Source organism: Nocardia sp. bgisy134 (assembly GCF_965341865.1).
Taxonomy (GTDB): Bacteria; Actinomycetota; Actinomycetes; order Mycobacteriales; family Mycobacteriaceae; genus Nocardia.
On record NZ_CBDQZP010000015.1, the window covers coordinates 70,197 to 82,759 of the forward strand.

A 12,563-nucleotide genomic window follows, 5' to 3' on the forward strand; every position below is an offset into this window, starting at 1 on the left:
GCCCGCACCACCTCTCAGGAAGGAATGTCGTGACATCCGATAGCCGTCCATCCACTCCTGACGCCGGAACTCGAAGCACGAGTGAGAGCGAGAACCCGGCGATCACGTCCCCAACTCCCCAGACCGGCCATCGCCCCCGCACCAACGAAGACTGGTGGCCGGAGCAGATCGATGTCTCGGTGCTGCACGCCCACTCGTCCAAATCCAACCCGTTGGGCGAGGATTTCGACTACGCGAAAGAATTCGAGAAGCTCGATGTCGACGCCCTGAAGGCCGACGTCGCCGCGGTCATGACCGATTCGCAGGACTGGTGGCCCGCCGACTACGGAAACTACGGTGGCCTGTTCATCAGGATGAGCTGGCACGCGGCGGGCACCTACCGGATCGCCGACGGACGCGGCGGCGGCGGTCAGGGCGCGCAACGCTTCGCGCCGCTCAACAGCTGGCCGGACAACGCCAGCCTGGACAAGGCGCGCAGGCTGCTGTGGCCGGTCAAGCAGAAGTACGGCACCAAGATCTCGTGGGCCGATCTGCTGGTGTTCGCGGGCAACGTAGCCCTCGAGTCGATGGGGTTCCAGACCTTCGGCTTCGGCTTCGGTCGCCCGGATATCTGGGAGGCCGAAGAGGTCTACTGGGGCCCGGAGGACACCTGGCTCGGCGATGAACGCTACAGCGGTGACCGTGAGCTGGCGCGCCCGTTCGGCGCCGTCCAGATGGGCCTGATCTACGTCAATCCGGAAGGGCCCAACGGCAAGCCCGACCCGGTGGCCGCGGCACGGGACATCCGAGAGACGTTCCGCCGCATGGCGATGAACGACGTGGAGACCGCCGCACTGATCGTCGGCGGCCACACCTTCGGCAAGACCCACGGCGCGGGCGACCCCGATCTCGTCGGCGCGGAACCCGAAGCCGCCCCGATCGAGCAGCAGGGCCTGGGCTGGAAGAGCGCCTACGGCACGGGCAAAGGCAAAGACGCCATCACGAGCGGCCTGGAGGTCATCTGGACAGCCGCCCCGACCCAGTGGGACAACGGCTTCCTGAAAAACCTCTACGGCTACGAATGGGAGCTCACCAAGAGCCCGGCCGGGGCGTGGCAGTACAAGGCGAAGGACGGCGCCGGCGAAGGCACGATCCCGGATCCGTTCGGCGGACCCTCTCGGGCCCCCACCATGCTGACCACGGACCTGTCCCTGCGGGAAGACCCGATCTACCGGGAGATCACCCGCCGCTGGCTGGATCACCCCGAGGAACTCGCCGAGGCGTTCGCCAAGGCATGGTACAAGCTGCTGCACCGCGACATGGGACCGATCAGCCGCTATCTCGGGCCGTGGGTTGCCGAACCGCAGCTGTGGCAGGATCCGGTGCCCGCGGTCGACCACGAGCTGATCGACGAGCAGGACATCGCGGCGCTGAAGGGCAAGGTGCTCGAGTCCGGCCTGTCGGTCTCCCAGCTGGTCAAGACCGCCTGGGCGTCGGCGGCGACCTTCCGCAGTACCGACAAGCGCGGCGGCGCCAACGGCGCAAGGATCCGGCTGGAGCCGCAGAAGAGCTGGGAGATCAACGAGCCGGCCGAGCTGACCGAGGTGCTCCCGATGCTCGAGCAGATCCAGCAGGATTTCAACAGGTCGGCCTCGGGCGGCAAGAAGGTCTCGCTCGCCGACCTGATCATCCTCGCCGGGTCCGCGGCGGTCGAGAAGGCCGCGAAGGACGCGGGCTACGACGTCACGGTGCCGTTCGCGCCCGGACGAACCGACGCCACGCAGGAGAACACCGATGTGGAGTCGTTCGCGGTGCTCGAACCGCGGGCCGACGGGTTCCGCAACTACGTGCGCGAGGGCGAGAAGGCCCCGCTCGAGCGACTGCTGCTCGAACGGGCGTACATGCTCGACGTGACGGCTCCGGAGCTGACGGTACTGATCGGCGGCCTGCGCGCCCTCGGCGCCAATTTCGGCGGAACCTCGCACGGCGTCTTCACCGACCGGCCGGGCACCCTGACGAACGACTTCTTCGTCAACCTGCTCGACCAGGGCACGGAGTGGAAGGCGTCCGAGTCGACGGAGAACGTCTACGAAGGTTCCGACCGGCGCACCGGCCAGACCAAGTGGACGGCCACCGCCAACGATCTCGTCTTCGGATCGCACTCGGTGCTGCGCGCGGTGGCCGAGGTGTATGCGCAGGAGGGCGGCGAGGGGAGGTTCGTCGACGACTTCGTCGCCGCGTGGGCCAAGGTGGTCGACAACGATCGCTTCGACCTGGCCTGATCGATATCGACGATCCCCAGGCCGACCTTGCCGGGTCGGCCTGGGGATTTATTTGTCGCACAAGCGAATACGCGGGCGCGACCCTGAGAGATTGTCGTAGGACCGCAGGCTAGGTGGACGCTTGCATGTCGGCCACGATCCTCGCGACCCGTTCGCTGGCCTGTGTCGCCCAGGTGGGGTGAGTGGTCACGTAGAGGCGATCGGCCTCGACCGCGCCCAGGATGATCTCCGCGGCCTGCGCCGCGGGCATGGCCTCGTCCGCCAAGTGGGCGATGACGCCCAGCCCGGGTGCGAGACGCTCCCATTGCTCGGGAGTGAGCGTGCCGAGCCATCCTTCCTCGGGCTGTGTGGTAACGCTGTCGCCGAGCAGGGATCCGATGCCGTCGGTGATCCCGCGCAACATTTGGGTGTCGACCGGGCCCGGGCACACCACAGTGACACCGATCCCGGGCGCGAGTACGGCCAGTTCGCCGTGCAGCGCCTCGGTCAGCGAGACGACCGCGTGCTTGCTCGCGGTGTAGGGGGCGTTGAACATACCGGTGGTGACACCCGCCAGGGACGAGGTGTTGACGACGTGGCCGCGTCCCGCCGCGATCAGGTGCGGGACGAAGGCACGCATCCCGTTGACGACGCCCTGCACATTGACCGCCCAGATCCGCTGCCAGTCCTCGGGTTCCACCAGCCAGATCGGTCCGCCCACGGCCATTCCGGCATTGTTGAACACCAGATCGACCCGCCCGAAACGCGCCAGGGTGGTGTCGGCCAGTTGCCGAACCTGTTGTGGATCAGCGACATCCGTTCGCACCGCGAGAGCGTCGGGCCCGAGCTCGTCGGCGGCTGTCGCGACCGCGTCGCCATCGATATCGGCGAGCACCACTCGTATCCCGCGGTCGCACAATGCCTGCGCCACAGCTCGTCCGATTCCATTGGCGGCGCCGGTCACCACCGCGACCTGGCCTGTTTCCAGTTTCATGTGCTCCCTTTCGGTTTCGACCATCATGGAGTTCGGACGTCAGTCAGTCGGTAGCGCGCGCGGGTTCCGGAGTGGTCGCCCGGCCGAAACCGAGCCCACACGCCGGCTAGGGCAGCCACCGCAGCGCCGCGTCGGCGCAGTCCTCGGGGCTGTTGTTGAAGGCGATGGCCGCGTCGGGCGCGTGCTGCCGGACCAGGTTGACCATCTTCTCGAACAACTCGAGCAGCGGCTCGTGCTTGCGGATGCCGCCGCCGATCACCACGCAGGCGTAGTTGTTGCGGTTCAGCGCCGCCACGATCGTTCCTTCGGGGTTCTCGTCGAGGGCCACCAAGCACCAGTCGGCCTCGATACCGAGATCGTCGAATCGGGCCCGGCCGCGTGCCATCGCCGCCTCGACCGGCGCCGGATCCCAGCCCTCGAACGTCGCGGGATTTACACCGACCACAAGCACTCGCGCCTCTGTCATGCTTCCACCCTTCTCACGGAGCGTTTCCACGCCGGAACCCTCGCCACGGTACGCACTCGGGCACCGAAGGTGGAGCGATCGCCGGTTCGAGCGGACACCGCCAACGCGTGCCGTCGAGAAATCGAGTACCGGCTACTCGTGTGCGCCTCGGGGGTCCGAGCGGATAGTGCACGTGACGCACGAATCGTGCGGGTCCGCTGCCCGCCGGTCGGCGTCCCGACAAGTGTCGACCCCGTCGCGAGACCGCGTGGCGAGTGTCCAGGCCAGTGCGAATGCGAGGCGAGACATGAGCTTGATGTCGAAACGATTCTCCGGCGATCCGGTGCTGGAGAAGTGCTTGGCGGGTTCCCACCGAATGATGGAGCCCGAGGAAAACCTCTCCGTCATGCGGGTGCAGGAAGCACTGCGCAGGTTGGACAAAGACCCCGGAATACTCGACGGCATCTTCGGGGTGAAGACCGGCGCGGCGGTCAGCGAATTCAAGCGGGAACAGCGCCTGTTCCCGGACGATCCGGTCGTCGGCGAGGGCACTTCGGGCCGCCTGGACATGTTCATGTTCCACGATCCCGTCATCTCGGGGGACGCCGATTTCGGTGAACTCGCCGGTTTCGTCGCCGAGCACCGCGTGGAACCCTTCGTCGGATTGGAGCTCGCGAACCTGCTGCGGAAGTCGTTCGAGAGCCAACGCCACGACCTCGGCCGCGCGATGCTCGACAGGCTCACCTCCGGTGACTGCTCGGCCATCGTCGCGGCGAGCCGGGCCCGTGGCTTGAACGACGATCGAATACCGGAGAACGTCATCGAGGAACTCGCCGAACTACCCCGGGACGCATCCGGTGTCACGGTCTCGTTCGAGGATTCGAATGGGCGGCAGCGTAGCGCAATCGCGCTGAACGACTTGTTGATTCGCGGACGCATGGTCCTGACCCACCACCCGGACGGACGCCAGGCGAAGGCCAGCTTCCGTGGCCAGCTCGCCCACGAGCTGACGCACATGCGCAATGAGGGTGCGAACCTGGAGCACACGCCGACCTTCGATACCGATACCTTCCTGGACCCGGTCCTCGCGGCGAACTTGCCGAATACCGCCTTCGTCTTCATGCATTTCGCGAACGAAATGAACGCCCGCCACGTCACATGGATCACCGAGCGTGAGGACGCGGGCGATCCCTTCGCCGCGAGATTCCTGCCGCCGGCCGAGTTGTGCGCGGCCGCGCATTTCTACTTCGCCGAGACCGGCCTTCGCTTGTTCTTCGACAACGGCTACATGGCGAACATGGTGCAGAGCCATGAGAAGACCTACCGGCAGCTCGCATTGTGGCTTCGTCGAACAGCTCAGCTGACCTTCACCAGCAAGCCGGAGCAGCAGGAGATCAGTGCGCGGCTGTTCCGCGACGCCGCCGACGTGGCCGACGTCATCGCCGCCGACCCGAATACGCACCGTCCCATCGGAAGGGGCCTGTTCCCGGAACCCGGCGACTTTCACTGAATCCGAACTCGGAAGGAACCGAAATGCTCGAGGCAGTACAAATCTTCTGGTCATCCAGCGGTGTCGGCATACCGTCACTCGATTCGAAGGCCTTGGTGGACATCCACGACGGCGACACACCGAGCATCCGGATGCCCGTGCGGATGCTGTCGATCGACACACCGGAAGTCACCGCCGGTTCGCCACAAGGCGCGGTGGGGGTGGACGAGAAGTTCGCTCAACTCGCGGAGTGGATCCAGCAACGGCCGGCCGACGTACCCGTCTCACGCCGGTTCGCCGATTTCCTCCTCCCGAGACTCTCCACCGGCAAGGCGGGAACCATCCAGTTCACCCAGGGCACGCAGGCGGCCGATTTCGCCAAAGCCAATGCCGCCCAGCGACTGACACGGCCGGACGGGACCCGGCGAAACCTGTTCGTGCACACCGCGGACGCACCGTTCGACGGCAACGGACGACTGCTCGCCTACCTCGCCCCGAACTACTCGAAGCCGGAACTGGCGACACTGACCCGCGAACAACGCTCGACCTTCAACCTCGACATGGTGCGCTCGGGCTGGGCTGCGACGTTCATCATCTACCCATCGATCCCCGGCGAACTCGACTTGCCCCTGTTCCTCAGCGCCGCCGACGAGGCGGTCACCGCCAGACGCGGAATCTGGGACGAGCCGACGACCATGCCCGCATACGAATACCGTTGCGTGGAAAGGCTGTACGCGATCGCCAAATCGATCATCGTCGACAGGAAGCCGGTACCCGATCCTTTCGCCTGGCGCGAACGATACTGCGCCGACATGCGCACGCGAGTGCTGGTCGGCCCCGAGGACTATTTCGACATCGACCCGACCTACCGGCTCTTCATCTGGCCGACCGACGTCCGCGCGGCCGTCGGCAGCCTCAACCTGACACCCTCCCCTAGGCTGGTCGGTATCCACTGAGGCGCCGAGTGCCTGCGCGACCAGGCGCGTCGACGAGAATTCGAGTAGTCGCATACTCGCAACAGCGCGCCTGGTGAGCTCATTCTCGAGCGCGACCATCGTCGGGATCGCCGACAGGAGCCGGTTGGAGGGCGCGGATCACGTGGGCGACGAGGTGGTCGACGAACTCGGCGTCGGGGTGGTCGCCGGTGAGCAGGTTGCGGAAATGGATGGGCGCGATCAGCAGTTCGATGGCGAGGCGGGCGTCGGTGTCCGGCGGGAGTTCGCCGCGTGCCACAGCGTGGCCGATCATGAGCGTGGTCACGCGATATCGGGTGGCCCAGAAAGTCTTTCGCGCCTCGACGACTTCCTCGGAGTCGGTGACGAAGGCCAGCGCACGGAACAGACCGTGGCCCAGCGGACTGTCGAGGAGATCGATGAGAGCGGTGCCGAAGGCGGTGAGGTCGCCGCGCAGCGTCCCGGTGTCGGGCAGCGGCAGGGTGCGCTCGCTCGCGGCGAGCAGTGCGTCGAGGATCAGATTCTCACGGCTGCCCCAGCGTCGGTAGATGGAGCTGTCGCGCACGCCCGCGCGGCGGCTGACCTCCGGGATCCCGACCTTGTCGACGCCGTGCTCGGTCACGACGTCGAGGACCGCTCTGTGGACGGCTTCCCGCACTCGAGCTGCGCGACCTCCCGGTCGTCGCTGCGGCACGGCGTTCTCGAGTTCGGTCACGCAGAAATTCTAAAGCAGAATCTCTTGCTTTTAGCCGCGCCGGCTACCTAGGCTTACTAAAGCAGAATATTCTGCGAATCAGCGGCTAGGTGGAAGGCTCAGCAATGATGTCGTTGCCGGAACTGGCGAAAACGGGTCTGCACGATCATTCGGCCGTCCGCGAGACCGTCGTGGCGGTGACGCGATGAACGATTCTCCGACGCTGCTGCCGCGGATGCGGCGAACGCTCGACCTCGCCGAACGGCGGATCGAAGTGCACATCGACACCGGTGACGGCTGGCAGTCCGCAGACGAAATAGACAGTTCTACAGAGGCTTTCGCTATTCCATCGGCGTTCACCACGGAATTCGAGCTCGCCCGCTACGACAGCATGGGACTGGCCGACGGTGCCACGGTACTGCCGGTGTGCCCGGCGTCCTTCCGCGACTTCATGGTGTTCGAAGAGCACGCCATCGCCGCCGCCCGTGGTCTGGCGCGACGCTTCGTGCCTGCCGCCCACCGGCTCGGACGCGCCTTCGAAACACTGACCCGCCGCACTTTTCCCGCCTTCCGGCCGCACGCGCTCTGGTACCGTCAGCCGATCTACTACATGTCCAACGCGCTGACCATCGTCCCCTCCGGCGTCCCGATCACCTGCCCGGCCTACAGCCGCGCACTGGATTTCGAGCTCGAACTCGGGGTCGTGCTGGCCGCACCGCTGCGCGATGCCACCGTCGAGCAAGCCGCCGCCGCGATCGGCGCGGTGGTCGTCGTCAACGACTTCTCGGCGCGCGACGTGCAACTCGCGGAAATGCGTTCCGGGTTCGGTCCGCAGAAGTCCAAGCACTTCACCACCTCGATGTCGGCGACCGCGGTCGCCGGTGCGGCGGTGGCCGACCGGCTCGATCGCTTGACGGCCACCGTGAGGATCAACGGAAACACGGTCTCGCGGACCGGAACTCAGGGAATGCGATACTCGATGGCCGAGGCGATCGCGCACGCCTCCCGAAGCGAGCAGCTCTATCCCGGTGAACTCCTGTCCAGCGGCACCCTGCCAGGAGGCTGCGGGATGGAACTGGGCCGCTGGCTGGCGCCCGGCGACGAACTGCGCCTGGAGATCGACGGCGTCGGCGTCATCGAACACCGCATCGAGCAGTGAGGACACACCCGTGAAGATCGACCAGGTCTCCGACTCCGTCTACGTCGTGGCCGGAACGAACGTCAACTGGGCACTGGTCAGCGACGGATCCGGCGTCACCGTCGTCGACGCCGGATACCCTTCCGACACCGACGACGTCCTGAGCTCGGTACGCCAGATCGGCCACGAGCTCGCCGACATCGCCGCCGTCCTGCTGACCCACGCCCATCTCGATCACATGGGCGCCATCCCCACCCTCGTCGAACGGACCGGGGCGCCCGTCTACACCGGCGCCGAGGAAGTCCGGCACGCGAAACGCGAATACCTGCAACAAATCACCCCCGCCCAGATGCTCGGGCTCCTCCGCACCCGCCGGGGCCGTCGATGGGTGGTCCAGACCCTGCGAGCGGTGCGGGGCCATCTCGGTACCAGCGTGCCGTCCGCCACCGCCGCCGACGACACCACCCTGTCGTCGCTGCCCGGCGGCTTCGTCGCGATACCGACCCCCGGCCACACCGACGGCCACACCGCCTACTTCATGCCGTCCGAAGCGGTCCTGTTCACCGGCGACGCCCTGGTCACCGGACACCCCCTCGTCCGGGAGACCGGACCGCAACTGCTGCCGAAGGTGTTCAACCACGACGAAACCCGCACCCTCGACAGCGCTCATATCCTGGCCGCCCAGCCGGCCCGGATCATCGTCCCCGGACACGGGCTGCCGACACAGCGCGACCCGGCGACGCCGATGAGCATCCTCCAGCAGCCGTGAACGCCTCCCACCCGGGCGAATCACGCCGCGCGAAACCCGCGATGTGATGGGACAGTCTCAGATCGCGCCCTGTTCACGAGCGCGTGCCACCGCCGAGGTGCGGGAGCGGACCCCGAGCTTGGCGTAGATGTGCACGAGGTGGGATTTCACGGTGGTCTCGCTCAGGAACAGTTCCTTGGCGATCTCCCGGTTCGACCGTCCGTCGGCGACGAGCCGGAGCACCTCGATCTCGCGCGGGCTCAACGTGGTGTCGGCACGCCGGACCCGCGTCATGAGTTTGGACGCGACCGCGGGCGAGAGCACACTCTCCCCCGCGGCGGCGGAACGCACCGCCGAGAGCAGCTCGGGCGGCGGGGTGTCCTTGAGGATGTACCCGCAGGCGCCCGCCTCGATCGCGCCGAGGATGTGAGCGTCGGTGTCGTAGTTGGTCACCACCAGGACGTTCGCCGGGCGCGGCAGCGCGCGGATCTCCGCGGTGGCGTCCACGCCGGAACGCCCGCCACCGAAACTCAGGTCCATCAACACGAGGTCGACGGGCGTCGTGGCGCAGAACGCCACGGCCGCTTCGGCGGTCGCCGCCTCCCCCACGACCTCGACGTCGTCGGCACCGGTGAGCAGCGCGCGCAAGCCCGCGCGCATGATGGCGTGATCGTCGGCCAGCAGCAGCCGGATCATCCGTCGGCCGCCGAATCTGCCTCGGCGACAACGGTTCCCGGCACGAGCGGAAACGATACCGAGACGGCGGTGTGCCCGGGTTCCGACTCCACCGCCATGCTGCCGCCCTGCTGCTCGACCCGCGCCCGCATCGCAGGCAACCCGAAGCCGCCGGACTTGGTGCGCACCGAAACCTCGGGGTCCATGCCGATTCCGTCGTCGACTACGTCCATGTGCACGTCGGTGTCGGCGTAGGTCAGGGTGAGACGCATTCGACCGGCGTTCGCGTGCTGTACCACGTTGGCGACCGCGCCCTGCGCGATGCGCACCAGGGCCGCCTCGATCGGCATGGCCAGCCGCTCGGGCTCGCCCTCCACCACCAGCTGGGTGCGCAGACTCGGCGTTTCGGCGCGACGGCAGATCCGTTCCAGCGCCTCGGCCAGCGACGAGCCCTCCAGCGGCACCGGCGCGAGTTCGGCGATGAGACCACGGGTCTCGGCCAGGTTCTCGGCCGCCGTCTCGCGAGCGAGCCGAATCTGCGGCAGGGCGGGATGCCGCGGATCGGCCTGTTCTGCCGCGTGCAACAGCAGCTGGATGCTGCTCAGCCCCTGGGCGACGGTGTCGTGGATCTCCTGGGCGAGGCGCTCACGCTCGGCGAGCCTGCCCGCGGTGTGTTCGCGGTCCGCGAGAGCGGCCCTGGTGCTGAGCAATTCGTCGATGAGCCGCTGTCGTTCCGCGAATTCCCGGAACAGCGCCTCGTATCCGAGCCCGATGCCCACCGCCACGGCGGCCCCGATGACCGGACCGACCACGCCGGCGACCGACCACCCGGTGTGCACGCCGAACCCGGTGACCGCGACCGCGGTCGCCGCCGCCACCGCGAGCAGGCTCCACGGACGCGGCAGCAGGTGCAAGTAGAGGAAGAACAATCCGAAGGCCAGGTACCCGGCGTCGGGTGCGAGGACGACCAGGCCGAGCCACAGCAAGGTCAGCGCCCCGAGCCACACCGGCAGCGCGGCGCCCCGCTGATCACCGAAGAACGCGCCCGCGAAATAGACGAGCAGAAACGCCGCCGTCAGCACGACCACCGGCACCGAATGCGGCGCGCCCGGCAGCAGCGCGCGCACCACGACCACCGCGGCGAGCACCGTCACCAACAGGTGCAAGCCCAGCCGCAACGCGGTGACGACAGGGGTGAGCGGCGACGGGTGCACGCTGCCAGCTTATGTGCGGTTATCCGGGCGGCATCCATCGAAAGGTGGAAAACCGCCTCCACCCTTCGTCCGCCGCCGGTTCCTTCCCGCGTGCGATGGCGCACCGGCCGCGCACCGCGAGAGTGGAGGCATGTTCCTCGCACTCCGGGATTTGCGCGTCGCCCGCGGCCGTTTCCTGCTCATCACGCTGGTCGTCACGCTGGTGGCGTTGCTGGTGAGTTTCCTGAGCGGTCTCACCGCCGGGCTCGCGCACCAGAACATTTCCGCGGTCCAGGCCATCTCCGCCGAGCAACTGGTGTTCGCCGACAGCGGCGGTGATCCGTCCTTCGACACGTCCGCGCTCACCGAGCGGCAGGTCGAGATCTGGCGAGCCGCCGCGCGGACGGTGGACCCGGTCGGCATCGGACGCGCCGAGGCGGTCGGGTCCGGCGCCCCCGCGCGCGTCGCCCTGTTCGGCGCGCGGGAATCCACGGTCGGCAATCGCGCCGCAACCGAGCAGGGATCGGTCGTGCTCAGCGAAGGCGCGGCGCGAGAACTGAAGACGGCGGCGGGTGACATTCTGCATCTCGGCGAGCGCGACTTCACCGTGGCGGCGGTCCGCGGCGACGATTGGTACAGCCACACGCCGGTGGTCTGGATGACGGTCGAGGACTGGCGCTCGGTCAGCCCGCGCGGTGGTGTGGCCACGGTGCTCGCGGTCTCCGGCGTGTCCGACGCCGCGGCCGCGAACGCCGCCGCGCGGACCACCGCGACCAGCGTCTCCGGGTCACTGGACGCGCTCGGCTCCTACCGCGCCGAGAACGGTTCGCTGACCCTGATGACCGTGCTGCTCTTCGCCATCTCGGCGCTGGTGATCGGGGCGTTCTTCACCGTGTGGACGATCCAGCGCACGCCCGACATCGCGACACTGAAGGCGCTCGGGGCGACCTCGGGATCGCTGGTCCGCGACGCGCTCGGCCAAGCCGCCGTCGTGCTTGTCGCGGGCGTCGTCGCCGGACTCGGAATCACCCTGGCGGCAGCGTCTTTCGTCGGCGAAGCGGTCCCGTTCGTGGTGACGCCCGCGACCACGGTGCTGCCCGCGGCCGCGCTCGTCGTGCTGGGCTTGCTCGGCGCCGCGTTCGCCCTGCGCTTCCTCTTCACCACCGACCCGCTCGCCGCGCTCGGCGCGGCCCGCTGACACACCGGAGCACCTCATGACCCTCACCGTCGACGACGTCACCCTCACCTACCCCGACGGCGCGGACCGGCTCACCGCACTCGACCGTGTGAGCCTTCGCGTGGACGCGGGCACCGTCGCCGCGATCACCGGCCCCTCGGGCTCGGGCAAATCCAGCCTGCTCGCCGTGGTCGCGACGCTGACCCGACCCGATTCCGGCCGGGTGCTGCTCGAAACCTCCTCGACCGCAGTCGATTTGGTATCGCTCAGCCGCCGCGAGGCGGCCGCGCTACGCCGCTCGTCCATCGGCATCGTCTTCCAGCAGGCCAATCTCGTTCCCGCGCTCACCGCCCTCGAACAGCTCGAGATGATGCACCATCTCGGCGGACGAGTCTTCACGACACCGGCTCGACGCCGCGAAGCCCGCGCCAAGGCAAGGGAACTCCTGGATGCCGTCGGGCTGGCGGAGCATGCGGCGAAGCGCCCCGCGCAGCTGTCCGGCGGCCAACGTCAGCGCGTGAACATCGCCCGCGCGCTGATGAACGATCCGGCGCTGCTCGTCGTCGACGAGCCGACCAGCGCACTGGATTCCGAACGCGGCGCGGCGATCATCGACCTCATCCTGACCGTCGCCGACGACCACCGCGCCGCCACCCTCCTCGTCACCCACGACCACACCCACCTGCCTCGCATGGACGCGGTCTACCGCATGACCGACGGCGCGCTCACCCGCGACCGGACCGCCCACGCCGCCGCCTGAGTACGGAGGGCTGACAGCGCGGCAACGGACGCGGCCGCGCTGTCTGTCGATCATGCT

The 12,563-nt window shown here is 67.9% G+C and carries 12 protein-coding genes; 7 read left to right on the forward strand and 5 right to left on the reverse strand.

Annotated elements, in window-relative coordinates; genetic code table 11:
• Positions 1–29: 29 nt before the first annotated feature.
• A complete protein-coding gene (gene katG / locus ACRWNM_RS24855; RefSeq protein ID WP_431970495.1) occupies positions 30–2,261 on the forward strand; it encodes a catalase/peroxidase HPI in 2,232 nt (743 codons plus the stop codon).
• Positions 2,262–2,370: 109 nt separating this feature from the next.
• Here the strand turns inward: katG and ACRWNM_RS24860 are convergent, their stop codons facing one another.
• Together ACRWNM_RS24860 and ACRWNM_RS24865 are read right to left on the reverse strand one after the other, a co-directional pair.
• Complete coding sequence (locus ACRWNM_RS24860) at positions 2,371–3,234, reverse strand: SDR family oxidoreductase (RefSeq protein ID WP_431970496.1); 864 nt, start codon at positions 3,232–3,234, stop codon at positions 2,371–2,373.
• Between the two features lie 106 nt (positions 3,235–3,340).
• Positions 3,341–3,700 (reverse strand): hypothetical protein, encoded by a 360-nt coding sequence (locus ACRWNM_RS24865; protein ID WP_431970497.1) that lies wholly within the window; start codon positions 3,698–3,700, stop codon positions 3,341–3,343.
• 286 nt (positions 3,701–3,986) lie between these two features.
• Between ACRWNM_RS24865 and ACRWNM_RS24870 the strand changes: the two genes are divergently transcribed.
• On the forward strand, positions 3,987–5,189 hold the full coding sequence (locus tag ACRWNM_RS24870; protein WP_431970498.1) for a peptidoglycan-binding protein: 1,203 nt from the start codon (positions 3,987–3,989) through the stop codon (positions 5,187–5,189).
• Positions 5,190–5,212: 23 nt separating this feature from the next.
• Positions 5,213–6,124, forward strand: a complete 912-nt coding sequence (locus ACRWNM_RS24875; RefSeq protein WP_431970499.1) for a thermonuclease family protein — start codon at positions 5,213–5,215, stop codon at positions 6,122–6,124.
• 79 nt (positions 6,125–6,203) lie between these two features.
• On the opposite strand, the gene ACRWNM_RS24880 is transcribed toward ACRWNM_RS24875, so the two are convergent.
• The gene (locus tag ACRWNM_RS24880) at positions 6,204–6,836 is read right to left on the reverse strand and encodes a TetR/AcrR family transcriptional regulator (RefSeq protein ID WP_431970500.1); all 633 of its coding nucleotides are present in this window, start codon (positions 6,834–6,836) and stop codon (positions 6,204–6,206) included.
• 184 nt (positions 6,837–7,020) lie between these two features.
• Here ACRWNM_RS24880 and ACRWNM_RS24885 point away from each other — a divergent pair, with 184 nt between their 5' ends.
• Entirely contained in the window at positions 7,021–7,974 is a 954-nt protein-coding gene (locus ACRWNM_RS24885; RefSeq protein WP_431970501.1) for a fumarylacetoacetate hydrolase family protein, read from the forward strand.
• A gap of 10 nt (positions 7,975–7,984) precedes the next feature.
• Positions 7,985–8,722, forward strand: coding sequence for an MBL fold metallo-hydrolase (locus ACRWNM_RS24890; RefSeq protein ID WP_431970502.1), 738 nt, complete (start codon positions 7,985–7,987; stop codon positions 8,720–8,722).
• 57 nt (positions 8,723–8,779) lie between these two features.
• On the opposite strand, the gene ACRWNM_RS24895 is transcribed toward ACRWNM_RS24890, so the two are convergent.
• Positions 8,780–9,397 (reverse strand): LuxR C-terminal-related transcriptional regulator, encoded by a 618-nt coding sequence (locus ACRWNM_RS24895; RefSeq protein WP_431970503.1) that lies wholly within the window; start codon positions 9,395–9,397, stop codon positions 8,780–8,782.
• Positions 9,394–10,590, reverse strand: a complete 1,197-nt coding sequence (locus ACRWNM_RS24900; RefSeq protein WP_431970504.1) for a sensor histidine kinase — start codon at positions 10,588–10,590, stop codon at positions 9,394–9,396. Before ACRWNM_RS24900 ends, ACRWNM_RS24895 begins: the two co-directional genes overlap by 4 nt.
• Positions 10,591–10,720: 130 nt before the next feature.
• Between ACRWNM_RS24900 and ACRWNM_RS24905 the strand changes: the two genes are divergently transcribed.
• Together ACRWNM_RS24905 and ACRWNM_RS24910 are read left to right on the forward strand one after the other, a co-directional pair.
• Positions 10,721–11,767 carry an ABC transporter permease gene (locus ACRWNM_RS24905; RefSeq protein ID WP_431970505.1) on the forward strand — a complete coding sequence of 349 codons (1,047 nt, stop codon included), beginning with the start codon at positions 10,721–10,723 and terminating at the stop codon, positions 11,765–11,767.
• A 16-nt stretch (positions 11,768–11,783) separates the two neighbouring features.
• Positions 11,784–12,506: an ABC transporter ATP-binding protein gene (locus ACRWNM_RS24910; protein WP_431970506.1), complete on the forward strand. Its 723-nt coding sequence runs from the start codon at positions 11,784–11,786 to the stop codon at positions 12,504–12,506.
• Positions 12,507–12,563 lie beyond the last annotated feature (57 nt).

Excerpts from the sequence above, each read along its gene's own strand:
- ACRWNM_RS24860 (WP_431970496.1), bottom strand. The coding sequence starts at position 3,234 with ATGAAACTGGAAACAGGCCAGGTCGCGGTGGTGACCGGCGCCGCCAAT.
- ACRWNM_RS24865 (WP_431970497.1), bottom strand. The coding sequence starts at position 3,700 with ATGACAGAGGCGCGAGTGCTTGTGGTCGGTGTAAATCCCGCGACGTTC.
- ACRWNM_RS24870 (WP_431970498.1), top strand. The coding sequence starts at position 3,987 with ATGAGCTTGATGTCGAAACGATTCTCCGGCGATCCGGTGCTGGAGAAG.
- ACRWNM_RS24875 (WP_431970499.1), top strand. The coding sequence starts at position 5,213 with ATGCTCGAGGCAGTACAAATCTTCTGGTCATCCAGCGGTGTCGGCATA.
- ACRWNM_RS24885 (WP_431970501.1), top strand. The coding sequence starts at position 7,021 with ATGAACGATTCTCCGACGCTGCTGCCGCGGATGCGGCGAACGCTCGAC.
- ACRWNM_RS24895 (WP_431970503.1), bottom strand. The coding sequence starts at position 9,397 with ATGATCCGGCTGCTGCTGGCCGACGATCACGCCATCATGCGCGCGGGC.
- ACRWNM_RS24905 (WP_431970505.1), top strand. The coding sequence starts at position 10,721 with ATGTTCCTCGCACTCCGGGATTTGCGCGTCGCCCGCGGCCGTTTCCTG.
- ACRWNM_RS24910 (WP_431970506.1), top strand. The coding sequence starts at position 11,784 with ATGACCCTCACCGTCGACGACGTCACCCTCACCTACCCCGACGGCGCG.